Origin of the sequence: Salinarimonas sp., from assembly GCF_040111675.1 — a bacterium.
Taxonomy (GTDB): Bacteria; Pseudomonadota; Alphaproteobacteria; order Rhizobiales; family Beijerinckiaceae; genus Salinarimonas.
On record NZ_CP157794.1, the window covers coordinates 1,018,977 to 1,041,551 of the forward strand.

General features: G+C 69.9%; 18 protein-coding genes, 1 tRNA gene and 1 pseudogene. 13 read left to right on the forward strand and 7 right to left on the reverse strand.

Annotated elements, in window-relative coordinates; all coding sequences use genetic code 11:
* Positions 1 to 56: 56 nt before the first annotated feature.
* The 4 genes from ABL310_RS04725 to ABL310_RS04740 all read right to left on the reverse strand — a co-directional run bounded on the left by ABL310_RS04725 (position 57) and on the right by ABL310_RS04740 (position 6,692).
* Entirely contained in the window at positions 57 to 1,253 is a 1,197-nt protein-coding gene (locus ABL310_RS04725) for a restriction endonuclease subunit S (RefSeq protein WP_349370547.1), read from the reverse strand.
* Positions 1,250 to 2,812 (reverse strand): class I SAM-dependent DNA methyltransferase, encoded by a 1,563-nt coding sequence (locus tag ABL310_RS04730; protein WP_349370548.1) that lies wholly within the window; start codon positions 2,810 to 2,812, stop codon positions 1,250 to 1,252. The genes ABL310_RS04725 and ABL310_RS04730 overlap by 4 nt, the downstream gene beginning before the upstream one ends.
* A 19-nt stretch (positions 2,813 to 2,831) precedes the next feature.
* Positions 2,832 to 5,231 (reverse strand): EcoAI/FtnUII family type I restriction enzme subunit R, encoded by a 2,400-nt coding sequence (gene hsdR, locus ABL310_RS04735; protein ID WP_374730393.1) that lies wholly within the window; start codon positions 5,229 to 5,231, stop codon positions 2,832 to 2,834.
* 150 nt (positions 5,232 to 5,381) lie between these two features.
* Positions 5,382 to 6,692 (reverse strand): Hsp70 family protein, encoded by a 1,311-nt coding sequence (locus ABL310_RS04740; protein WP_349370550.1) that lies wholly within the window; start codon positions 6,690 to 6,692, stop codon positions 5,382 to 5,384.
* Between the two features lie 510 nt (positions 6,693 to 7,202).
* Here ABL310_RS04740 and proS point away from each other — a divergent pair.
* The 7 genes from proS to ABL310_RS04775 all read left to right on the forward strand — a co-directional run bounded on the left by proS (position 7,203) and on the right by ABL310_RS04775 (position 13,731).
* Complete coding sequence (gene proS, locus ABL310_RS04745) at positions 7,203 to 8,525, forward strand: proline--tRNA ligase (protein ID WP_349370551.1); 1,323 nt, start codon at positions 7,203 to 7,205, stop codon at positions 8,523 to 8,525.
* A gap of 13 nt (positions 8,526 to 8,538) precedes the next feature.
* Positions 8,539 to 9,807, forward strand: a complete 1,269-nt coding sequence (locus tag ABL310_RS04750; RefSeq protein ID WP_349370552.1) for a lipoprotein-releasing ABC transporter permease subunit — start codon at positions 8,539 to 8,541, stop codon at positions 9,805 to 9,807.
* 68 nt (positions 9,808 to 9,875) lie between these two features.
* On the forward strand, positions 9,876 to 10,568 hold the full coding sequence (locus tag ABL310_RS04755) for an ABC transporter ATP-binding protein (protein ID WP_349371997.1): 693 nt from the start codon (positions 9,876 to 9,878) through the stop codon (positions 10,566 to 10,568).
* Positions 10,569 to 10,746: 178 nt separating this feature from the next.
* Positions 10,747 to 10,881, forward strand: a complete 135-nt coding sequence (locus tag ABL310_RS04760; protein WP_349370553.1) for a hypothetical protein — start codon at positions 10,747 to 10,749, stop codon at positions 10,879 to 10,881.
* 161 nt (positions 10,882 to 11,042) lie between these two features.
* A tRNA-Phe gene (locus ABL310_RS04765) sits at positions 11,043 to 11,118 on the forward strand.
* Positions 11,119 to 11,378: 260 nt separating this feature from the next.
* Positions 11,379 to 12,869, forward strand: a complete 1,491-nt coding sequence (locus tag ABL310_RS04770; RefSeq protein WP_349370554.1) for a SulP family inorganic anion transporter — start codon at positions 11,379 to 11,381, stop codon at positions 12,867 to 12,869.
* A 13-nt stretch (positions 12,870 to 12,882) separates the two neighbouring features.
* The gene (locus tag ABL310_RS04775; RefSeq protein ID WP_349370555.1) at positions 12,883 to 13,731 is read left to right on the forward strand and encodes a universal stress protein; all 849 of its coding nucleotides are present in this window, start codon (positions 12,883 to 12,885) and stop codon (positions 13,729 to 13,731) included.
* Positions 13,732 to 13,738: 7 nt separating this feature from the next.
* On the opposite strand, the gene ABL310_RS04780 is transcribed toward ABL310_RS04775, so the two are convergent.
* Entirely contained in the window at positions 13,739 to 13,939 is a 201-nt protein-coding gene (locus ABL310_RS04780) for a hypothetical protein (RefSeq protein ID WP_349370556.1), read from the reverse strand.
* A gap of 204 nt (positions 13,940 to 14,143) precedes the next feature.
* Here ABL310_RS04780 and ABL310_RS04785 point away from each other — a divergent pair, with 204 nt between their 5' ends.
* The gene (locus ABL310_RS04785; protein WP_349371998.1) at positions 14,144 to 15,883 is read left to right on the forward strand and encodes an IlvD/Edd family dehydratase; all 1,740 of its coding nucleotides are present in this window, start codon (positions 14,144 to 14,146) and stop codon (positions 15,881 to 15,883) included.
* Between the two features lie 10 nt (positions 15,884 to 15,893).
* Here the strand turns inward: ABL310_RS04785 and ABL310_RS04790 are convergent, their stop codons facing one another.
* Positions 15,894 to 16,178, reverse strand: coding sequence for a PilZ domain-containing protein (locus ABL310_RS04790; protein ID WP_349370557.1), 285 nt, complete (start codon positions 16,176 to 16,178; stop codon positions 15,894 to 15,896).
* 144 nt (positions 16,179 to 16,322) lie between these two features.
* On the opposite strand from ABL310_RS04790, the gene ABL310_RS04795 reads away from it, so the two are divergent.
* The 3 genes from ABL310_RS04795 to ABL310_RS04805 are packed head-to-tail and all read left to right on the forward strand — an operon-like array spanning position 16,323 to position 18,687.
* On the forward strand, positions 16,323 to 16,763 hold the full coding sequence (locus ABL310_RS04795; protein WP_349370558.1) for an NUDIX hydrolase: 441 nt from the start codon (positions 16,323 to 16,325) through the stop codon (positions 16,761 to 16,763).
* Positions 16,764 to 16,818: 55 nt separating this feature from the next.
* Positions 16,819 to 17,826, forward strand: a complete 1,008-nt coding sequence (locus ABL310_RS04800; RefSeq protein ID WP_349370559.1) for a trypsin-like serine protease — start codon at positions 16,819 to 16,821, stop codon at positions 17,824 to 17,826.
* A gap of 51 nt (positions 17,827 to 17,877) precedes the next feature.
* On the forward strand, positions 17,878 to 18,687 hold the full coding sequence (locus ABL310_RS04805; RefSeq protein ID WP_349370560.1) for an aspartate dehydrogenase: 810 nt from the start codon (positions 17,878 to 17,880) through the stop codon (positions 18,685 to 18,687).
* A 14-nt stretch (positions 18,688 to 18,701) separates the two neighbouring features.
* On the opposite strand, the gene ABL310_RS04810 is transcribed toward ABL310_RS04805, so the two are convergent.
* On the reverse strand, positions 18,702 to 19,106 hold the full coding sequence (locus tag ABL310_RS04810) for a hypothetical protein (protein ID WP_349370561.1): 405 nt from the start codon (positions 19,104 to 19,106) through the stop codon (positions 18,702 to 18,704).
* A gap of 273 nt (positions 19,107 to 19,379) precedes the next feature.
* On the opposite strand from ABL310_RS04810, the pseudogene ABL310_RS04815 reads away from it, so the two are divergent.
* Both ABL310_RS04815 and typA read left to right on the forward strand, forming a co-directional pair.
* A pseudogene (locus ABL310_RS04815) lies at positions 19,380 to 20,230 on the forward strand (SDR family NAD(P)-dependent oxidoreductase).
* A gap of 443 nt (positions 20,231 to 20,673) precedes the next feature.
* Positions 20,674 to 22,503, forward strand: coding sequence for a translational GTPase TypA (gene typA / locus ABL310_RS04820; RefSeq protein ID WP_349370562.1), 1,830 nt, complete (start codon positions 20,674 to 20,676; stop codon positions 22,501 to 22,503).
* The last annotated feature ends 72 nt before the right edge of the window (positions 22,504 to 22,575 follow it).

The following is a 22,575-nucleotide window of genomic DNA, read 5'->3' on the forward strand; positions in this document are numbered from 1 at the left end:
GGCGTGGCAGGGGAGATGTAGGCCGAAGGGGGGCGGGGGGCAAGCTGGGGGCGGGATCAGGAGGCGGCGGCGCGGCGGGGGAGGGGCGCGTCGGCGGGCTCGTCCGCCGCCTCGCCGAAGATCTCGTGCAGGAGAGCGGGGAGGAGGGCGTCGAGGTCGGCGGAGGCCTGCGCCCGCAGCCGCGCCGCCTCCCGGACGCGCGCCTGGATCGCGTCGAACCAAAGCTGTCGGGATAGTGGGGGGACGGGGACGGCGATGGCTTCCAAGCCTTTCTGCGACAGTGTTCGATTGCGATCTGCGCTGCCCGGAGACGCGGCTTGGATTTGATCGAGGCCCGTAGGAGAATGCAGGTAAAAGGCGACGAAGCTTGGCACAGCGGCATCAGCATCGACGACGCAAGTGAGGTACCTGTGCGATCCGACGCGGCCGTGATCGGATGCAGTTGCGACGGCGAATGCGCCCTCCCATGCCTTGATGTTACTGAAGACAAGATCTCCCTCCTGAACGAGGAAGAGCTTCTGCCAGCTCAGATCCGCGCCTTTCACAGTCGGCTTGTGGAAGGTGCCGCGCCCGAACGAGCGCACGCCCAGCTCCGGGTACTCCGCTTCCGGATCGATCTCCACGGGGCGGCGCACCAGGGGTGCGACGTCGCGCATCGGGCGCCGCGGCGCGTCCTCGATCGCCTGGCGAAAGGCGGAGCGCAGCAGCGCCTGCGCCTCGCGCTCCGCCGCCTCGGCCGCACGCCGCCGCTCCTCCACGAGCGCCGCCGCCCGGTCGAGCCGCGCGACGATGCGGCGCTGCTCGGGGAGGGGCGGGAGGGGAATTTCCAAGCTCAGGAAGCCTTCGACAGATACCACGTCCCGTCGAGCACCCATTCCTCGTGAAGTGGCCTTCAAAAGTGCCCAGACTGGTGCAAAACTAAAGTACCATCCCAAATATCTAGGATCAATCAATTCAGATGATATTTTGAAGGTTGGAAAATGTGGTGATATATAGCGGCCCGCCAGGGCTTCTGGAACGATGGCTATTGCACCTTCCCAGGCCTTGAGCTTGCTCATTACAATTGATCCGGCTTCCAGGCGGTGGAGCTTCTTGTAGGTCGTTTCGGCGCCGCTTATTGGAGGACGTGCAAACAAGCCCCTTCCGAATCCATACACACCGGCAATATCATAAGTCGTATTTGGGTGGACATCTATAGTGCTGAGCTCAAGCCGCAGCACCTCCCCCAGCGGCACCTTCGCCCAGCGTCTCATTCCACCCCCTCCGCCACCGCGGCGCGCAGCTCCCGCATGATCTCCAGGATGCGCGTCTCCTGCGCGATCACGCCGTCGAGGATCTCCGCCGGGCTGCGGTGGTCGATCTCCTCGGCCGCGTGCGGGTTCTTCAGGTCGAGGTTGCAGGCGACGACGCGGCCCTGCGCGTCGCGGCGCACCAGCTCCGCGGCGTCGACGCGCCAGGCGCGGGGGCCTTCCTCCCGGCTCGCCCACCAGGCGCGGCACGCGGCGAAATCCTCGACGGTCATCGGCGCCGTCTTCGAGTACTTCCGCCGGCCCTCCGGCCGCGGCTGCTCCCAGTACCAGATCTCCTTCGTCGGTCCAGACGTGTCGAAGAAGATCAGGTTCGTCGGGATGTCGGTGTAGGGCGCGAAGACGCCTTCCGGCAGGCGCACGATCGTGTGCAGGTTGAACTCGGCCAGAAGCTCGGCCTTGATGCGGGCCGAGAGGCCGTCGCCGAACAGCGTGCCGTTCGGCACGACGACGCCCGCACGCCCGCGCCCGCCGCGCTTGAGCCGGCGCATGATCAATTGCAGGAACAGGAGCGCCGTCTCCGCCGTGCGCTTGTCCTCCGGGAAATTGTTGAGGATGCCCGCCTCCTCCTCGCCGCCGAAAGGCGGGTTGGTGAGGATGACGTCGACGCGGTCCTTCTCGCCGATCTCGGCGAGGCGCACGCCGAGCGCGTTGTCGAAGGCGACGTTCGGCGCCTCCAGCCCGTGCAGCAGCAGGTTCATCTGCGCGAGGAGGAACGGCAGCGGCTTCGCCTCGACGCCGATGAGGGTCTCGTGCTGCAGCGTCTCGCGGTCGTCGACCTTTCGCGCCCGCGGCGCGAGATGCTCGTAGGTTTCGGAGAGGAAGCCGCCCGTGCCGCAGGCGGGGTCGAGCACCGTCTCGCCGAGCTTCGGGTCGAGGACGTCGACCATGAAGCGCACCACGGCGCGGGGCGTATAGAACTCGCCCGAGTCGCCGGCGGCGTCGCGCATCTCGCGCAGCAGCGTCTCGTAGAGCCGGCCGAGGGTGTGCATCTCCTCGGAGGAATCGAAATGGATGCCCTGGACGAGGTTGATCACGTCCTTAAGCAGGTAGCCGCTCGCCATCCGGTTGGAGAGCCCCGCGAAGACGGTCGCGATCACGTCGCGGCGCTGGCGGCGGCCGTTGTCGCCGCGCAGGCTGCGCAGATAGGCGAAGAGGCCCGCGCCCTCGCTGCCGTCGGGCCGGATCGCCGTCTCGGCGGAGAGGAAGGTCAGGAGATCGGGGCCCGTGATCCCGTCCGCGGGCGCGGCCCAGTCGCGCCAGCGGTAGGGCGGCTCGATCAGCGGCTTGTAGCTCTTGCCGGCGAGCGCGGCGCGGCTCTCCTCGATCTTCTCCCAATCGTCCAGGAACTTGAGGAACATCACCCAGGTGAGCACCGGCAGGCGATCGAGATCGCCGCTCAGCCCCCGGTCCTTGCGCATGACCTTGCGGGCGGACTTGATGATGCTGTCGAGCCGTTGCGCTGTGGTCTGAGTCTTCTTCTCGCCGCGAGGGGATCGCGCCACCGGTGATGCCTCCTGTTCGTCAGGCCGTGTAGAGACGGCGCTGCAGCTCGCCGACCGCCTCGCGCAGCTGCCGCGGACCGCCGAATCGATCGGCGATCTCTACGACGTTGCCCCATTCGGTGAAAGGCTCCGTCTCGAGTGCGCCGGGGAGGGCGAACTGCGCCGCGCCGTATTCGGCGTATTTCTCGATCAGCGCGTCGAGGACGGCCCGCGCCTCCGGGGCGAAGCGACCGAAGAAGTCCGTTTCCTCACGCCGGAGCCGCTGCGCCCGCTCGCGCCGGGTGCGCAGCGGCGCGTTGTAGGCGAGATGGCAGAGAAGGTCGAACGGGTCCGCGTCGGGCTTGCCCGAGAGCTCGGCGAGCGCCTCGACGTCGATGCCCTTCTCGGCGAGGCGCTCGACGATTTCGGCGCGGCGCTCGGGGTCGAGCCAGTCGTGACGCAGCTCGGAGGCGTTCGGGTAGAGGGTGCGGACCTTGTCGCCGGTATAGTCCGTCAGCTTGCGGCAGGCGAGCTGATGGCCTTCCGGGTCGAGTTCGTAGACGAGGTGACGCGCGATCTCGACGTGGCCGCCGTCGACGTAGAACTTGCGCGGCGCCGGATCGTCGTCCCCGCCCAGAATCTCCGGCTGGCCGCCATCGCCCTCCCGCATGCCGTCCGGCCGGCCCTCGGGCTCGGGATCCTCCGGCGCATCGGTTTCGGCGACGATATCCTCCTCGGTCACCGTCTCGCCGTCCGGGTCGATCACCTCCCGACGGTCGCGCACGGGCACGCCGTCGAAGCTCGGATCGGCGAACTTCTGGATGGCGGTACCCGTGTAGTCGACGATGTTGAAGGCGAGCTTGCCGTAGTCCGGCCGCAGGCGCGTGCCGCGGCCGATGATCTGCTTGAACTCCGACATCGAGCCGACGACGCGGGCGAGCACGACGTTCTTGCAGGTCGGCGCGTCGACGCCGGTGGTGAGCAGCTGCGAGGTCGTCAGGATGACGGGCGTGCGGCTGTCCACGTCCTGGAACTTGGCCCGATGGCCGCTGCCCACGTCGCCCTCATCCGACGTCACCCGGCAGACGTAGTCCGGATGGGCGGTGGCGAGGTCCGCGTTGAGCCGCGCGAGCGCGTTGCGCATCTCCAGCGCATGCTCCTGGTCGACGCAGAAGACGATCGTCTTCGCGAAGCGATCGGTCTTCTTCAGGAAGTCGGTCAGGTGGCGCGCGATCGCTTCGGTGCGGGCCTTCAGCGCCACGACCCGCTCGAAGTCGCGCGTGCCGTACTGCGCGTCCGGGATCTCCCGCCCGAAGCGATCCAGCTCGCCCTTCGAGGGCCGCCAGCCGGCGGCGTCGTAATCCGTGATGACGCGGTGGACGCGGTAGGGCGCGAGGAAACCGTCGTCGATCCCCTGAGCGAGGCTGTATTCGTAGATCGGGTCGCCGAAATAGGCGTAGGTGTCGGCGTTGTCCTCGCGGCGCGGCGTCGCCGTCATCCCGATCTGGTACGAGCCGTCGAACCAGTCCAGGATCTCGCGCCAATTGCTGTCGTCGCGCGCGCTGCCGCGGTGGCACTCGTCCACGATGACGAGATCGAAGAAGTCGCGCGGAATGTCGCGATAGAGGCCGGGACGATTCTGGTCGGCGGCGATCGCCTGATAGATGGCGAAATACATGTCCCGAGAAAGGCTGAGCCGGCCGCCCTCGATCTTCCAGCGGGCGTCGTCGAACGGCTGGAAGTCCTTGTCCTTCGGGTCGTCGACGAGGACGTTGCGATCGGCCAGGAACAGGATCTTGGGGCGCAGGACCGCGGATTTCGCGTTCCAGCGGGCGTTCCACAACTTCCACGAGATCTGGAAGGCCACGACGGTCTTGCCGGCGCCGGTGCACAACGTCAGCAATTGCCGGCGTCGCCCCTGAAGGACGCCCTGCACCGCCCGGTTGACCGCGATCTCCTGATAGTAGCGCAGCGGTCGCGCGGGATCGGGGCGGGTCGGCGTCAGGAGCTTGCCCGCGGCCTCCGCGTCGAGCGCCTCCCCGGCGCGCAGCCGCTCCCACAGCTCCGCCGGGGAGGGAAAGTCGCCGATCTCGCGCTCGACGCCCGTGATGTAGTCGATCTCGATGATCTCGGCGCCGTTGGTCGCATAGGCGAACTTGAGGCCGAGGATCTCGGCGTAGTCGCGCGCCTGCTGAACGCCTTCGGCGGCATGCCGGTAGCGCGCCTTGGCCTCGACGACCGCGATCGGAAAATCAGCACGATAGCGAAGCAGGTAATCCGCCCGCTTCTGCCGCCCGCGTCGCGCCTTGCCTCCGACGAAGACGATTCGCCCGTCGGTGAACGTGCGCTGCTCGTTGATCGCATGCGGGTGATCGTCCCATCCGGCAGCCTGCAGCCGGGGAACGACGAAGCGGCGGCACGTATCGGCTTCGGTCGTCATCGAGGGTTCCGCACTGCTACTCCTAGAGGGCCTGTCAACTGGCCGACTTATGAATATCTCATAAGACAGCGTTGATCCACGCGCAATCCACGAGGTGTCCGCTCCCTGCATGATCGCGTGCGCGCCGCCCCGGCAGGCGTCGATCCCCCCTCACCCCCGCCCCGCCCGCCAGGGCTCCACATCCTCCGCCAGCCCCACCAGCGCGAGGCCGTAGGCCACCGACTGGAAGTGGTCGCCCTCGCCGATGCGGTCCGCGCCGAAGCGGGCCTCGAACAGGCGGCGCACGGCGGGGATCTGGGACGAGCCGCCGGTGAGGAAGACGGTGTCGATCTCCTCGGGGCCGAGCCCGCGCTCGGCGAGGAGCCGCGTCACGGTCGTGTCGATGCGCGCGAGGTCGTCGGCGATCCAGCCCTCGAATTCGGCGCGGGTCAGGGTGCGGTCGAGGGTGAGGGCGCCCAGCCGCAGCCGGAAGTCGGTCGCCTCCTCCCGCGAGAGCGCCACCTTCGCCCGCGACACCGCCTGATAGAGGGAAAAGCCGCGGTCGTTGCGCACGATGTCGAGGAAGGTCGCGATCTTCTCCGGCTCGAGCGCGGCGCGCCGGAGCTCCTCCAGCTCGGCGATCGTCTCGCGCGACTTGAGCAGCGCCAGCTGGTGCCACTTGGCGAAGTTGCCGTAATAATGCACCGGCATCGGCAGGATCTTGTCCATCGAGCGGTAGGACGAGCCCTTGCCGAGCGCCGGCGCGATCACCGCGTCGATGATGCGGTAGTCGAAGGCGTCGCCGGCGAGGCCGAGGCCCGCATGCCCGATCGGCGTCGCGCGCACGACGCCCGCCCGGCGCTCGAAGCGGATCAGCGAGAAGTCGCTGGTGCCGCCGCCGAAATCGCCGACGAGCACCGTCGCGTCGCGCTCCAGGCGCTGCGCGTACCAGAAGGCCGCGCCCACCGGCTCGTAGACGTAGGCCGGCGGCGCGAGCCCGGCCTGCCGGTAGCCGGCATCGTAGCGGCGCATGGCGAGCCCGTCGTCCGGCTGTGCGCCGACGAAGGCCACGGGCCGCCCGGCGATCACCCGGTCCGGCGCGGCGGGAAGCGCCTCGCCCGCGCTCTCCAGCGCGAGCCGCAGGAACTCGCCGAGCAGGTCCTCGAAGCGCCAGCGTCGCGTGAAGACGCGCGTGTCGTGGAAGATCCGGCTCGCGGCGTGGCTCTTGAAGGACTGGATCAGCCGCAGCTCGAAGGCGGTGGTCAGGAAGGCCTGGATCGCCGCGCCGGCGGCGTGCGGGACGACCGCCCCGCGCCCGGCGCCCGCGGTGACGTTCTCGAAGGCGAGGACGGAGCGGAACACGTCCGACAGCCCGTCCGGCTGCGCGAACGGCACGGCCCGAACCGGCTCCCCCGCACGGGCGAGGGCGATCACGGTGTTCGTCGTCCCGAAGTCGACGCCGATCGCGACGCGCCCCGTCATGGCCCGGCTCCGCCTGTCGTGTGCGAGGGAGGGCAGGGGTGTAGAGGCGCGACCGTGGCCATGCAAGGCGGAAACGTGGGTGGCGGGCCCCGAAAAGAAAAAAGCAAGGCTTTCGCCTTGCCTTGGAATTTCTCTCGTTTTCGAGATTTTGGCCGGTCTCTGACGAACCGCGTGCCCGGTGGCGTCCCGTGTGGCGTCGCCTCGGACTTTGTGCCTCGTTTCCTCCCAGACTTGGGCCGCACCCCTCGAACGCGTCGAAGACAGCGTGTCTTGGTGGAGGGGTTTGTAGCGCGTCGTTTCGCCGTTGTCACGTGTTTGTGCACGGTGTGCCCTTGCTTTTCGCATATGGGCATATACGCGGCATATTCGCGGGGAACCTTCGCCGTTTCCGGCGGGCGCGAAAATGCGCGCGCACGCCTTGTCTTTTCGCGGCGACGCGTATTGTGTGCGGGACGCGAGCGCACGACCGTCCGAGGCCGCGCCGCACGAGAGACCACGCCCGAGGACCACATGCGTCTGAGCCGCTATTTCCTGCCGACCCTGAAGGAGACGCCGCGCGAGGCGGAGATCGTCTCGCACCGCCTGATGCTGCGCGCCGGGCTGATCCGCCAGCAGTCGGCGGGCATCTTCTCCTGGCTGCCGCTCGGCAAACGCGTGCTCGACCGGGTGAGCGCCATCGTGCGCGAGGAGCAGAACCGGGCCGGCGCCGTCGAGATCCTGATGCCGACGATCCAGTCGGCAGACCTCTGGCGCGAGAGCGGGCGCTACGACGCCTACGGGGCGGAGATGCTGCGCATCAAGGACCGGCACGAGCGCGACATGCTGTTCGGGCCCACAAACGAGGAGATGGTCACCGACATCTTCCGGTCCTACGTGCGCTCCTACAAGAGCCTGCCGCTGAACCTCTACCACATCCAGTGGAAGTTCCGCGACGAGGTGCGCCCGCGCTTCGGCACCATGCGCTCGCGCGAGTTCCTGATGAAGGACGCCTATTCCTTCGACCTCGACGAGGCCGGCGCGCGCCACGCCTACAATCGCATGTTCGTCGCCTACCTGCGCACCTTCGACCGGCTCGGGCTGAAGTCGATCCCGATGCAGGCGGATACCGGCCCGATCGGCGGCAACCTCAGCCACGAGTTCATCATCCTCGCCGAGACCGGCGAGAGCGAGGTGTTCTGCCACAAGGACTATCTCGATTTCCCCATCCCGCCGGCGGACGTGGATTTCGAGAACGCGGCGGAACTGGAAGGCATCGTCGAGCGCTGGACCTCGCTCTACGCCTCCACCGACGAGAAGCACGACGAGGCCGCCTGGGCGCGGGTGCCCGCCGACCGGCAGGTGGCCGCGCGCGGCATCGAGGTGGGCCACATCTTCTATTTCGGCACCAAGTATTCCGAGCCGATGGGCGCCATGGTGACCGGCCCCGACGGCCGGGAGCACCCGGTCCACATGGGGTCCTACGGCGTCGGCCCCTCGCGCGTCGTCGCCGCGGCGATCGAGGCGGGGCACGACGAGGCCGGCATCGTCTGGCCGGACCCGATCGCGCCCTTCGACGTCGCGCTGCTCTCGCTCAAGACGGGCGATTCCGCCGTCGACGCGGCCTGCGAGGGCCTCTACCGCGATCTCGAGGCGGCGGGCCTCTCTGTGCTCTACGACGACCGCGACGAGCGTCCGGGCGCGAAGTTCGCCAACGCGGACCTGATCGGCCTGCCCTGGCAGGTGATCGTCGGGCCGAAGAGCCTCGCCGAGGGCAAGGTCGAGCTCAAGCGCCGCCGGACCGGCGACCGCGAGCTCCTCGCCATCGCCGACGTGATTCCCCGCCTGAGAGGCTGACGGAGACGACCGCATGGCGCAGGCGCGCGGGACGAAGCCCTTCTCCGCCTTCGAATGGATGCTGGCCGGGCGCTATCTGCGCACCCGCCGGCGCGAGGGCTTCGTCTCCGTCATCGCGGGGTTCTCGTTCATCGGCATCATGCTGGGCGTCGCGACGCTGATCATCGTGCTCTCGGTGATGAACGGCTTTCGCAACGAGCTCGTCTCGAAGATCGTCGGCATGAACGGCCACGTCTTCATCGCCCCGATCGACAGCCCGCTCACCGACTACGTCGACGTCGCCGAGACCGTGGAGGCGCTGCCCGGCGTGCGCCGCGCGGTGCCGACGATCGAGGGCCAGGCCTTCGCCTCCTCCACCGTGCAGGGCGGCGGCGTGCTGGTGCGCGGCGTGCGCGCGCAGGACCTCACCCGGCTCGACCAGATCGCCGGCAACATCGTGCGCGGCTCGCTCGAAGGCTTCGGCGAGGAGGAGGGCGTCGTCGTCGGCGCCCGGCTCGCGAGCCAGCTCGGGCTCCAGCCCGGCGACACGCTCACCCTGATCTCGCCGCGGGGGGCGGCGACGCCCTTCGGCACCGCGCCGCGGATCAAGGCCTATCCCGTGCTCGCCCTCTACGAGGTGGGCATGACGGAGTTCGACGCCGCCTTCGTCTACATGCCGCTCGCGGAGGCGCAGGCCTATTTCAACCGCGCCGGCGACGTGAGCGTGGTGGAGGTCTTCCTCGAGGACGCCGAGGCCGTGGCGGAGGCCCGCGCGGCCATCGAGGCGGCGGTGGAGCGGCCGATCTTCCTCAGCGACTGGACGCAGCGCAATTCGAGCTTCTTCTCGGCGCTGCGGGTCGAGCGCAACGTCATGTTCATCATCCTGACGCTGATCGTGCTCGTCGCCGCGCTCAACATCGTGTCCGGCTTGATCATGCTGGTGAAGGACAAGTCCTCCGACATCGCCATCCTGCGCACGATGGGCGCGACGCGGGGCGCGGTGATGCGGGTGTTCCTGATCACCGGCGCCTCGATCGGGATCGTCGGCACGCTGGCGGGCCTGGCCCTCGGCGTGGTGTTCACCCTCAACATCCAGGCGATCCAGGATCTCGTGGCGCGCATCACCAACCAGACGCTCTGGGACCCGACCGTGCGCTTCCTCTCCGAGATCCCCGCCGACATCGACTGGGCCGAGGTCGGCGCCGTGCTCGGCATGGCGATGGCGCTCTCGCTGATCGCCACGCTCTACCCGTCCTGGCGGGCGGCGCGGCTCGACCCCGTCGAAGCCCTGCGCTACGGATGAGCGGCATGGACGAGAGCGTCGACCCGATCGCCCCCCAGGACGCGGCCGCCCAGGACGCGACCGCCGAGATGCCGGCGCTCTGGCTCTCGCAGGTGGAGCGCTGGTACCCGCAGCGCGAGGGGCGGCTCGAGATCCTGAAGGGCGCCGATTTCGCGGTGTGGCCCGGCGAGATCGTGGCGCTGGTCGCGCCGTCGGGCACCGGCAAGTCGACGCTCCTCCACGTCGCGGGCCTGCTCGAGCGCCCGGACGGCGGCGAGGTCTATGTCGGCGGCGAGCCCACGGCGCACATGGACGATACGGGCCGCACCCGGCTGCGGCGCGAGGAGATCGGCTTCGTCTACCAGTTCCACCATCTCCTGCCCGAATTCTCGGCTCTGGAGAACGTGGTGATGCCGCAGATCATCCGCGGCCTCTCCAAGGCCGATGCGCGCGGGCGCGCGGGCGAGCTCCTCGCCTTTCTCGGCCTGGGCGACCGTCTCGACCATCGCCCGGCCGAGCTCTCCGGCGGCGAGCAGCAGCGCGTCGCCATCGCCCGGGCCGTGGCCAACGCGCCGCGTGTCCTCCTGGCGGACGAGCCCACCGGCAATCTCGACCCGCACACCTCGTCCCACGTCTTCCAGACGCTGGTCTCGCTGGTGCGCGCATCGGGCCTCGCCGCGGTGATCGCGACCCACAATCACGACCTCGCCCGGCGCATGGACCGCTGCGTCTCCATTCGCGAGGGCAGGGTGATCGAGCTCGCGGTTCCGGTCGCGGAATAATCCACATCTTAAATCTGGTGATTGCCGCCTGACGAACGGATCGAGTCACGGCGTGCGTTAACCTTGACAGAAGCGAGCACGAAAAGAGAACTTCCGTTCCGAACGAAGATGGAACAAACTAGAACGGTCTCGAAACGCGGCCGGCGATGGCACCGGCCGCACGACGCGGAGGACCGTCATGCACGCGATCGCAGCCCTCACCCGCCGCGCCCGGCGCCCGCTTCGCGCCACGATGGAGACCGCCATGGAGGTCGCCGCGCTCGCCGTCTTCGTGGCGATGGTGGCGGCGTGGGCGAGCGTCGGCATGGGGTGAGGGCCGGCTGCGCCGCGGCGCGGACCGCGATCGCGCCGCAGGGGAGGCGAGCCGACGTCAGCCGGCTCGGAAATCGCCCCGCCGCGCGAAAAAGCGGTTGCCAGCCCCGAACGCACTGGCTATATCCCCTCCACCAACACGGACGGCCCCCGTCCCGGAGCGCCCAGGTAGCTCAGTTGGTAGAGCATGCGACTGAAAATCGCAGTGTCGGTGGTTCGATTCCGCCCCTGGGCACCATCTCTTCAAGCCTTCGATCCGGTTCGCCCCGCTGACGCCGTTCCGCCTACACGCCGCGGCGCGCCGGCATCAGGCGCATGCGCCCGGCGCATACGAGCCTCCCGTCGCGGCCCGCGCCCCCGCGTCGCCCTTGCATCCGCGCGCCGCCGCGCGTAACCGAGGCCGGCGTGCTGCATTGCAGCAAAGGCTTCGCCCCGCACTCGTCCCCCGACCTGCCAGCCGTGCCCGCTCGCGCGCGTGGCCCGGAGATCGTCCGTCCCATGAAGTCCCTCTCCCTCGACCGCCTGCGCGCGGACCGGCTCGGCAATATCCGCGCCGACCTGCTGGCCGGGCTCGTCGTCGCCCTCGCGCTGATCCCCGAGGCCATCGCCTTCTCGATCATCGCCGGCGTCGATCCGAAGGTGGGCCTCTACGCCTCCTTCTCCATCGCCGTGATCACCGCGATCACCGGCGGGCGGCCCGGCATGATCTCGGCCGCCACGGCGGCGACGGCGGTCCTGATGGTGACGCTGGTGCGGGATCACGGCCTGCAATATCTCCTGGTCGCGACCGTGCTGGCCGGCCTCCTGCAGATCCTCGCGGGCTGGGGCGGCGTGCATCGCCTGATGCGCTTCGTCTCGCGCTCGGTGATGACGGGCTTCGTCAACGCGCTCGCCATCCTGATCTTCATGGCGCAGCTGCCGGAGCTGATCGGCGTGCCGTCGATGACCTACGTCCTCGTCGCCGCCGGCCTCGTCGTGCTCTACGGCTTCCCGCGCCTGACCACCGCGATCCCCGCGCCGCTCGTGTGCATCGTCGTCCTCACCGGCGTGGTGTGGGCCTTCGGCGTCGACGTGCGCACCGTCGGCGACATGGGCGAGCTGCCCTCGACCCTGCCGGTCTTCCTCCTGCCCGACGTGCCGTTCACCTTCGAGACGCTGATGATCGTCCTGCCGTACTCCGCGGCGGTGGCGGCGGTGGGCCTGCTCGAGTCGCTGATGACGGCGCAGATCGTCGACGACCTCACCGACACGCCGAGCGACAAGAGGCGCGAATGCGTGGCGCAGGGCCTCGCCAACACCGCCACCGGTTTCATGGGCGGCATGGCGGGCTGCGCCATGATCGGCCAGTCGGTGATCAACGTGAAGTCCGGCGGGCGCGGGCGGCTGTCCTCGTTCTCCGCCGGCGTCTTCCTGCTCGTGATGATCGTCGCGCTCAACGACGCCGTCGCCGGCATCCCGATGCCGGCGCTCGTCGCCATCATGATCATGGTGTCGGTGGGCACCTTCTCCTGGTCGTCGCTCGCGAACCTGCGCACGCATCCGCGCTCCTCGAGCGTGGTGATGCTCGCGACCGTCGCGGGTGTCGTCCTCACCCACAACCTCGCGATCGGCGTTCTGCTCGGCGTGCTCCTGTCGGGCATCTTCTTCGCCTGGAAGATCGCGCAGCTCTTCCGCGTCACCTCGCATCTCTCGCCCGACGGCGCGACCCGCACCTACGTCGTCGAGGGCCAGCTCTTCTTCGCCTCGGCCGAGACCTTCGCCGCCGCCTTCGATTATCGCGAGGTGCTCGAGCGCGTTGTGGTCGACGTCTCGCGGGCGCATATTTGGGACATCTCCAGCGTCTCGGCGCTGGACGCGGTGGTGCTCAAGTTCCGCCGCGAGGGCGCCGAGGTGGAGATCGTCGGCCTCAACGAGGCGAGCGAGACGATCGTCGACAAGCTGGCGATCCACGACAAGCCGGGCGCTCTCGAGAAGCTCCTGAGCCATTGAGGGGGAGGGACGCGTGAGCCATATCGTCGCCTGCATCGACGGCTCGGTCTATTCCGAGTCGGTCGCCGATCACGCCGCCTGGGCCGGCACCCGGCTGAACGCCAGCGTGGAGCTCCTCCAGGTGCTCGGCCGCCGGGAGCCGCCGCCGGCGGACCTGTCCGGCAGCCTGCGCGCCGACGCCTCCGCGCATCTGCTCGAGGAGCTCGCGGCCGTCGACGCCGAGCGGGCGAAGCTCGTGCAGAAGCGCGCGCGCCTGCTGATGGGCGAGGCCAAGGCCCGCGTCGAGGCGGGCGGCGTCGCCCAGGTCGGCGTCACCCTGCGCCAGGGCGACCTCCTCGACGCCGTCGCCGAGCGCGAGGGCAAGGCGAGCCTGATCGTCGTCGGCAAGCGCGGGGAGGGGGCGGACTTCGCCCGGATGCATCTCGGCTCGAACCTCGAGCGGCTCGTGCGCGCGGCGCGCCGGCCCGTCCTCGTCGCCTCGCGGGCGTTCAAGCCGATCCGGCGGGCGCTGATCGCCTACGACGGCGGGGCGGCGGCGCAGAAGGCGGTGGACCACATCGCCCGCTCGCCGCTGTTCTCGGACGTCGAGACGCATCTCGTCACCGTCGGAGCCGAGACGGAGGCCGCGCGCCGCGCCCTCGACGACGCCGCGGCGCGGCTCGCCGACGGCGGTCGCCGGACGCGGACGCATCTCGTGCCGGGCGCGCCCGACGAAGCGATCGCCGCGCTCGTGGCGGATCTCGGCGTCGATCTCCTGGTCATGGGCGCCTACGGGCACACGCGCGTGCGCAACCTCTTCATCGGCTCGACCACGACGGAGATGATCCGCTCCTGCCTGATCCCGGTGATGCTGTTCCGGTGACGCCGCCTCAGGCCACCATGGCCATGGCGAGGGCGAGTGCGTAGACGGCGGCGCAGGAGGCGAGGAAACCGGCCGCGGCGCGCTTGAAGCAGGGCGCCTCGTCCGGGTGGGGCATCTGCGCAGCGCGGGCGCGCGCGCGCGGCTGCACCTGCGGATGGGCCCGCGGGTGGCCCTGGGACGTCGTGGGGGCGCGGTGAACGCTGCGCATGGAAACCTCCGGTGATGTCGATGCGACCCGCCGACGCGGGTCCGGCGTGTGCCCTTCAACCCACCGGCCGCGTTTCGGTTCGAAGCGTGGCGGCGCGGCGGTGCCCGTGCGGGCGGCGCGACTGCGCCCATGGCGGAGGCGCCGACGATGGCGTATGCCCCCGACACCGGCGCGCGGCGCCGGATCTCGCGGGAGGAGGCGGCGATGGCGAACGGCGACGGGCGGGGGCTGAGGAAGGGCCTCACCAGCTACGGGGACGCGGAGTTCTCGCTCTTCCTGCGCAAGGCCTTCATCAAGGGGATGGGCTATTCCGACGACGCGCTCGAGCGCCCGATCGTCGGCATCGTCGACACGTTCAGCGGCTACAACGCCTGCCACGCCACCGTGCCGGATCTGGTCGAGGCGGTGAAGCGCGGGGTGATGCTGGAAGGCGCGCTGCCGGTGCCGTTCCCGACGATCTCGGTGCACGAATCCTTCGCCCACCCCACCTCGATGTTCCTGCGCAACCTGATGTCGATGGACACCGAGGAGATGATCCGCGCCCAGCCGATGGACGCGGTCGTTCTGATCGGCGGGTGCGACAAAACCGTTCCCGCGCAGCTGATGGGCGCGGCGAGCGCCGGCGTGCCGGCGATCCAGCTCGTGACCGGGCCGATGCTGACCGGGCGCCACCAGGGCCGCAAGGTCGGCGCCTGCACCGATTGCCGGGGCTTCTGGGCGCGCTACCGCGCGGGCGAGATCGACGCGGACGAGATCGCGGAGGTCAATTCGCAGCTCGTTCCGGGCGCGGGCACCTGCGGCGTGATGGGCACCGCCTCGACCATGGCGCTCGTCACCGAGGCGCTCGGCATGATGGCGCCCGGCGGCGCGACCCCGCCCGCCGTCTCCGCCGACCGTCGGCGCATCGCCGAGACCACCGGCGCGCTCGCCGTGCGCATGGCGCGCGAGGGGCTCGCGCCCGGCCGGATCATGACCCGCGAGGCCTTCGAGAACGCGCTCGTCGTGCTCCTCGCCACCGGCGGATCGACCAACGCCATCGTCCATCTCGCCGCGATCGCCGGGCGCATGGGCCTCACGCTCGACCTCGCCGCCTTCGACCGGATCGGGCGCTCCGTGCCGGTCCTCGTCGACCTGAAGCCGTCGGGCAAGCACTACATGGAGGATCTGCACGCCGCGGGCGGGCTCGTGACGATCCTGCGCGAGCTGAGGGATCACCTCCATCTCGACTGCCTGACCGTCACCGGCCGCACCCTGGGCGAGGAGATCGAGGCGGCGCCGAAGGGCTTTCCGCAGGACATCGTGGCGCCGATCACCGCCCCGCTCTACCCGGAAGGCGGCATCGCCGTCCTGCGCGGCAACCTCGCGCCGGGCGGCGCCATCGTGAAGCAGTCCGCCGCCTCGCCCGCCCTGATGCGCCACCGCGGCCGCGCGGTCGTGTTCTCCTCCCTCGCGGATCTCGCGCAACGCATCGACGACCCGGACCTCGACGTGGCGGAGGGCGACGTCCTCGTCCTGCAGAACGCCGGCCCGAAGGGCGCGCCCGGCATGCCCGAGGCGGGCTACATGCCCATCCCGCGCAAGCTCGCCGCCAGGGGCGTGAAGGACATGGTGCGCATATCCGACGCGCGCATGAGCGGGACGGCGTCGGGCACGATCGTGCTCCACGTCACGCCGGAATCGGCCGATGGCGGCCCGCTCGCGCTGGTGCGCACCGGCGACACGATCGCGCTCGACGTGCCCGCCCGCAGCCTGACCCTCGAGGTCCCCGAGGAGGCGCTCGCCGCCCGTCGGGGCGGCTTCGCACCGCCGGTCCACGACGGCGCCGATCGCGGCTACAAGAAGCTGTTTCTCGACACCGTCCAGCAGGCCGACCGAGGCTGCGACTTCGATTTCCTCGCGCCGCCGTCGACGGGGCGCGTTCCGCGGGGCGGGGAGGGCGGCTGAAGACCGGCCCTCAGCGATGGCGGAAGCGCACGCCGAGCTCCGTCGGGGTGCGGCGGACGACGACGCAGTCGCGGCGCATGGCCTCCATGCCGCGGATGAACAGGACGAACGCGTCGGGGATCGTGGACGCGTCGGCGCAGCGGATCCCTGCGCCACGCTGGGAGATGTTGAGGATCTCGGCCGGCACCCGAAGTCGCGTCGAGGGGTCGTAGATCACGCAGAGGATCTTGATCTTGCGGCGGACCTCGCGGCGCTTTTCCTCGTCGGTCCTGCGATCCTCGTCGAACCAGGTCACGAGTGCACTCTCCTTTGCGCGCGCGCAGGTGAGCACACCGGAGGCTAACCCATGTTTAACAAGGGGTATGTGTAGTTTTGCCGATCGGGATTGGCGATCTCCAGACGTTTTTGAAATATTAGCCGACTCATCTAAAAGGATCGGATGGGCGGGAAGGCGAAGAAGCGCGGCAAGGGCTCGGTTCAGTACGGCGCGCTCCCCTACGAGATCGCCGCGGACGGCGAGGTCCGCGTGCTGCTCGTCACCTCGCGGGAGACGCGGCGCTGGGTGATCCCGAAGGGATGGCCGATGAAAGGCAAGGCGCCGCACGAGGCGGCGGCGCAGGAGGCCTTCGAGGAGGCGGGCGTCCTCGGCGAGGCCGCGCCGGAGCCGATCGGGACCTACGTCTACTGGAAGCGGCGCAAGCGCACCTTCAAGCTCCTCACGGTTCGTGTCTTTCCGCTGCGCGTGCGCGCGCTGGCCGAGACCTGGCCCGAGGCGGGCGAGCGCCGGCGCGCCTGGGCGCCGCTGGCGCGCGCCGCCGACCTCGTCGACGAGCCGGGGCTGGTCTCGCTCCTCGACGGCTTCACCCCGCCGACACCGTAGACGCGCGGGCGCGCGTGGCTCTACTCTCGCGAAAACGGCAGGGGGCGAGGGCGACGTGCGGGTCGGCGGTACGAGGGCGATCGTTGCGGCGGGGGCGCTCGCGCTCCACCTCGCCGCATGGCCGGCCGCCGCTCAGGACAACAGCTGCCGCTACGCCGTCGACGGCGCCTGCGACGAGCCCGACATCGGCACCGGCGTCTGCGCCGCCGGCACCGACTCGTGGGATTGCCGCCGGGAGGGCGTGCTCTCCGCCGACGCCTGCCATTTCGCCAGGGACGGCACGTGCGACGAGCCGAGCATCGGCACGGCCGCGTGCCCGCGGCGCACGGACACGACCGATTGCGGCGGGCGCTGGAGCCCGGCCTTCTCGGGGCGCGACGACCGCGTCTTCGTCGATTCGACCCGCGCGCCCTGGAGCAGCATCGGCTGGATCGAGACGGCGAGCGGCCATTGCTCGGGCGTGCTGGTGGGCCCGCGCCTCGTGCTCACGGCGGCGCACTGCTTCTTCAAGGACGACGCCTCCAACGAACGCGAGGCCGCCAGCGTCTTCATCGCCGGCCGGGACGGTCCGAACGAGGTGGCGCGCAGCGCCGTCGTCCGGGAGATCCTGCCGCCGCGCTTCGACAACCGCCGTCATGCTCAGACCAGCGCGCTCGACGGCGAGGACTGGGCCTTCGTGGTGCTGGAGGAGCCGATCGGCGACGTCGCCGGCTTCATGCGCGTCGACCCGGCCACCCGCGAGGAGATGGACGCGCGCCTCGCCGCGGGTCTGCTCGCCGCCGTCACCCAGGCCGGCTACAGCGGCGACCACGCCACCAAGCTCACCGCGCACGAGGGCTGCGCCGTCACCGAGCTGTTCGACGACGGCACCTTCTTCCACGAATGCGATACGATCGACGGCGATTCCGGCTCGCCCTTCTTCGTCGCCGACGCCGAGGGCTTCGTCGTGCTCGGCGTGATGTCGGCCATCTATCCCAAGTCCGACGACGACGAGCTCGAGATGGGGGTCCTCTCCGAGCGTTTCTACAAGGCTTGGCTGCGGCTTTCCGAGGAGCTGCGCTGAGGCGCGGCGCGGGCTAGGCTCGTCGCGACGCGAGGCATGGGGAGAGGCGCGATGACGACGACGGAGCTGAAGGTGGGGCTCGCCGGCCTCGGCGGGGTGGGCGAGGCGGTGGCGAAGGCGCTCCTCGCCGGCGTGCCTGGCCTCTCGCTCACCGCGATCGCCGTGCGCGACGAGGCGCGGGCCCGCGGGGTGCTGCCCGGATACGCGGGCGCCTTCGCCAGCCCCGCGACGCTCGCCGAGACCTGCGACGTCGTCGTCGAGGGCCTGCCGCCGGCGCTCTTCCGCGAGGTCGCCGTGCCGACGCTCGAGGCGGGGCGCATCTTCATGCCGCTCAGCGTCGGGCAGCTCCTGACCAACTGGGACCTCGTCGCCCTCGCCGCCGATCGGGGCGGGCGCATCCTCGTGCCGACGGGCGCGCTGCTGGGGCTCGACGCCGTGCGCGCCGCGGCGGAGGGCGAGATCCGCTCGGTCTCCATGGTCACCCGCAAGCCGCCCGCCGGGCTCGCGGGCGCGCCCTACGTGGTCGAGAACGGCATCGCGCTGGAGGGCCTGCAGGAGCCGTTGAAGATCTTCTCGGGCACGGTGCGCGAGGGCGTGCCGGGCTTTCCCGCGAACCTCAACGTCGCCGCCGCGCTCAGCCTCGCGGGTATCGGGCCGGACCGGACCTCGCTCGAGGTCTGGGCCGACCCGACGGTGACGCGCAACACGCACACGATCTCGGTGGACGCCGACAGCGCGCGCTTCACCATGACGATCGAGAACGTGCCGACGCAGACGAACCCGCGCACCGGCCGGATCACGGCGCTCTCCACCATCGCCGCCCTGCGCGGGCTCGTCTCGCCCCTGAAGATCGGGACCTGAGGCGCGGGCGTCGCTCAGCCGGCGAGCGCCGAGGGCTCCGTCGCGGCCTCCGGCGTCTTGCCGAAGACGACGACGGCGAAGACGAGAACCGCGGCGAAGGCGAGGAGCGAGCTCACCGCGACCAGCATCTCCATGGCGGCGTAGCCCTGGAGCATCAGGTAGAGCGCGGGGATCATCACCACGACGGCCGCGGCGTAGACCCAGAAGTGCACCTGCGCCAGCCGCGCGCGGGCCTTCGCCGGGTTCAGCGCGTAGTAGACGCCGAAGATCGCGCTGGACGCCCAGCCGAGCAGGTTGGCGTGCGCGTGCGCGCCGGTGACGTCGTGCAGGCCCGAGATCGACATCTGCAGGCCCATGGCGATGCCCACGATCAGGAACACGACGGCGAGCTTGAAGAAGTTGTCGGCGACGGTCGGCATCTGATCCTCCCCCTCGTTTTGAAGCGGCGTTTCGCCGCAGGGGCAGGTTAGTTCGGACCGTGCGGTGATGGAAGAAATTCACGGCTGGAAACGGAGAAATCAGGGCGCGCCGCGCCCCGCTGCGCGTGGCGTCGCCGCCTCGGAAATCGTGAGCTGCGCGAAGGGCGGTCGGCGGCGGCGGCGCCCGTCCGTTCCGCGCGATCGCCCGTCGCCACGGGGCGGCTCGGCGCGTTATCCCTGCGAAGAAACGCGACACCTCGGAGGAGACCGACCATGCCCCATCCCGTCCTCACCGAAGGCGCGACCGCGCTCGTCACCGGCGGCGCCGCCGGCATCGGCCTCGCCGCGGCGACCCGGTTCGCCGAGGCGGGCATGAACGTCTGCATCGCCGATCTCGGCGCCGCGCGCCTCGCCGGGGCGGCCGAGACCCTCGCCGCCGCGTCGCCGAAGGGCGCGGATGCGGTGCTCGCGCGGGAATGCGACGTCTCGCGGCTCGATGATTTCGTGGCGCTCGAGGCCGAGGTCGCGCAGCGCTTCGGCGGCGTCGACGTCCTGATGAACAACGCGGGCGTCCAGCCCGGCAGCGCGCTCTACGGCCCGCGCGAGGCCTGGGAGCGCATCCTCGCGGTGAACCTTTGGGGCGTGATCAACGGCGTGCAGGCGATCGTGCCGAAGATGAAGACGCGCGGCCGGCCGGGGCTCGTGATCAATACCGGCTCGAAGCAGGGCATCACCACGCCGCCCGGCGACCCGGCCTACAACGTCTCAAAGGCCGGCGTGAAGGCGCTCACCGAGGCGCTCGCCCACGAGCTGCGGCAGGATCCCGCCTGCGCGATCACGGCGCATCTCCTCATCCCCGGCTTCGTCTTCACCGGGCTGACCGCGCGCGGCCGCACCGAGAAGCCCGCCGGCGCCTGGACGCCGGAGCAGACCGTGGACTTCATGCTGGAGCGGCTCGAGGCCGGAGACTTCTACGTCCTGTGCCCCGACAACGAGGTCACCCGCCCCCTCGACGAGAAGCGCATCCTCTGGGCCGCGGGCGACATCGTCGAGAACCGGCCGGCCTTGTCGCGCTGGCATCGGACTGGGGGGAGGCGTTCAAGGCGTATGTGGAAAAGGGGTAAGCCGGATCGCCTCGCGCGATGAAGCGCATGGCGGCGCTCCCCTCTCCCTCGCGGCTGGCCGATGCATATATCTTCGGGACCAGGGTGTGCAGGAGCGACGCGTCTTTCCTTCCCTGTAGGGGAAGGAAAAGGGCCGGTGCGCTCGCCGAGCCGTTCCGAGGCCACGTTCCGGCCCTCGACGGCGCGGGACGACGTGTAGATCGACTTGCCCTCGTGGAGAGCGGAGGCCGCCGGCGGCCCTCATCGCCCGGCCGCGGAACGCCGTCGCGTCGCCTCCGCACACCCAGGCTCGGGCCAGTGCGGGCACGCCCTCCCTTGCATCGCAGCATCATTCCCACTATGTGCGAGCGGACATTCCCGCCCATCGCGAGCGTCATCACGCGGTCATGGTCGCGCCGGCAAACAGGCGCGCCCGGAGGGGCGGCCCCTTTGCGGAAGAGACCATGCAGCTGCGCAACATCGCGATCATCGCCCACGTCGACCACGGCAAGACGACCCTCGTCGACAAGCTCCTCTCGCAGTCGGGGGCGTTTCGCGAGAACCAGCGCGTCGCCGAGCGCGTGATGGATTCCAACGACCTCGAGAAGGAGCGCGGGATCACCATCCTCGCCAAGGCGACCTCGGTCGTCTGGAAGGACGTGCGCATCAACATCGTCGACACGCCCGGCCACGCCGATTTCGGCGGCGAGGTCGAGCGCATCCTCTCCATGGTGGACGGCGCGATCGTGCTCGTCGACGCCGCCGAGGGGCCGATGCCGCAGACGAAGTTCGTGGTCTCGAAGGCGCTGAAGATCGGGCTCAAGCCCATCGTCGCCATCAACAAGATCGACCGGCCGGACGCGCGTCACGTCGAGGTGATCAACGAGGTCTTCGACCTCTTCGCCGCGCTGGACGCCACCGACGAGCAGCTCGACTTCCCGATCCTCTACGGCTCGGGCCGCGACGGCTGGATGGCGGCCGCCCCCGAGGGTCCGCAGGACCAGGGCCTCGCCCCGCTCTTCGACCTCGTGCTCGACCACGTGCCGCCGGCCGAGGTCGATCCCGGCCCGTTCCGCATGCTCGGCACGCTGCTCGAGGCGAACCCCTTCCTGGGGCGCATCGTCACGGGGCGCATCGCGTCCGGCACCGTCAAGCCGAACCAGACGATCAAGGTCCTCGACCGCAAGGGGAACGTGGTCGAGCAGGGCCGCGTCTCGAAGATCCTCGCCTTCCGCGGCATCGAGCGCCAGCCGATCGATCTGGGCGAGGCGGGCGACATCGTCTCCATCGCCGGCCTGTCCAAGGGCTCGGTGGCCGACACGTTCTGCGATCTCTCCGTCGAGACGCCGATCCAGGCCCAGCCGATCGATCCGCCGACCGTGACGATGTCCTTCATCGTCAACGACTCGCCGCTCGCCGGCACCGAGGGCGACAAGGTCACGAGCCGCATGATCCGCGACCGCCTGATGAAGGAGGCCGAGGGCAACGTCACGCTCAAGATCGAGGAGAGCGCCGACAAGGATTCGTTCTACGTCTCCGGCCGCGGCGAGCTCCAGCTCGCCATCCTGATCGAAACCATGCGCCGCGAGGGCTTCGAGCTCGCCGTCTCGCGCCCGCGCGTGGTGTTCAAGAAGGACGAGGAGACGGGCGACACGCTGGAGCCCGTCGAGGAGGTCGTCATCGACGTCGACGAGGAGCATTCCGGAATCGTCGTCCAGAAGATGTCCGAGCGCAAGGGCGACATGGTCGAGATGAAGCCGTCGGGCGGCGGGCGCCTGCGCCTCGTCTTCCACGCGCCGACGCGCGGCCTGATCGGCTACCAGTCGGAGCTGCTCACCGACACCCGCGGCACCGCGATCATGAACCGCCTGTTCAAGGCCTACGAGCCCTACAAGGGCGAGATGGCCGGGCGCACCAACGGCGTCCTGATCTCGAACGAGATGGGCGAGGCCGTGGCCTACGCCATGTGGAACCTGGAGGATCGCGGCCCGATGGTGATCGAGCCCGGCGCCAGGGTCTACCAGGGCATGATCATCGGCATCCACACCCGCGACAACGACCTCGAGGTCAACGTCCTCAAGGGCAAGAAGCTCTCGAACGTGCGCTCCACCGGCAAGGACGAGGCGGTGCGCCTCACGCCGCCGGTGCGCATGACCCTCGAGCGCTCCCTCGCCTGGATCCAGGACGACGAGCTCGTCGAGGTGACGCCGAAGTCGATCCGCCTGCGCAAGGCGATCCTCGACCCGAACGACCGCAAGCGCGCGGAGAAGCAGAAGGAAGCGCTGGCGGGGTGAGGCTTCCTCCTTTCGCCCGATAGCGTTGAACGAAAAAACCCCCGCTCCCGAAGGAGCGGGGGTTCGTCTTTC

Excerpts from the sequence above, each read along its gene's own strand:
- ABL310_RS04725 (WP_349370547.1), bottom strand. The coding sequence starts at position 1,253 with ATGAGACGCTGGGCGAAGGTGCCGCTGGGGGAGGTGCTGCGGCTTGAG.
- hsdR (WP_374730393.1), bottom strand. The coding sequence starts at position 5,231 with ATGACGACCGAAGCCGATACGTGCCGCCGCTTCGTCGTTCCCCGGCTG.
- ABL310_RS04740 (WP_349370550.1), bottom strand. The coding sequence starts at position 6,692 with ATGACGGGGCGCGTCGCGATCGGCGTCGACTTCGGGACGACGAACACC.
- proS (WP_349370551.1), top strand. The coding sequence starts at position 7,203 with ATGCGTCTGAGCCGCTATTTCCTGCCGACCCTGAAGGAGACGCCGCGC.
- ABL310_RS04750 (WP_349370552.1), top strand. The coding sequence starts at position 8,539 with ATGGCGCAGGCGCGCGGGACGAAGCCCTTCTCCGCCTTCGAATGGATG.
- ABL310_RS04755 (WP_349371997.1), top strand. The coding sequence starts at position 9,876 with ATGCCGGCGCTCTGGCTCTCGCAGGTGGAGCGCTGGTACCCGCAGCGC.
- ABL310_RS04760 (WP_349370553.1), top strand. The coding sequence starts at position 10,747 with ATGCACGCGATCGCAGCCCTCACCCGCCGCGCCCGGCGCCCGCTTCGC.
- ABL310_RS04770 (WP_349370554.1), top strand. The coding sequence starts at position 11,379 with ATGAAGTCCCTCTCCCTCGACCGCCTGCGCGCGGACCGGCTCGGCAAT.
- ABL310_RS04780 (WP_349370556.1), bottom strand. The coding sequence starts at position 13,939 with ATGCGCAGCGTTCACCGCGCCCCCACGACGTCCCAGGGCCACCCGCGG.
- ABL310_RS04785 (WP_349371998.1), top strand. The coding sequence starts at position 14,144 with ATGGCGAACGGCGACGGGCGGGGGCTGAGGAAGGGCCTCACCAGCTAC.
- ABL310_RS04795 (WP_349370558.1), top strand. The coding sequence starts at position 16,323 with ATGGGCGGGAAGGCGAAGAAGCGCGGCAAGGGCTCGGTTCAGTACGGC.
- ABL310_RS04805 (WP_349370560.1), top strand. The coding sequence starts at position 17,878 with ATGACGACGACGGAGCTGAAGGTGGGGCTCGCCGGCCTCGGCGGGGTG.
- ABL310_RS04810 (WP_349370561.1), bottom strand. The coding sequence starts at position 19,106 with ATGCCGACCGTCGCCGACAACTTCTTCAAGCTCGCCGTCGTGTTCCTG.
- typA (WP_349370562.1), top strand. The coding sequence starts at position 20,674 with ATGCAGCTGCGCAACATCGCGATCATCGCCCACGTCGACCACGGCAAG.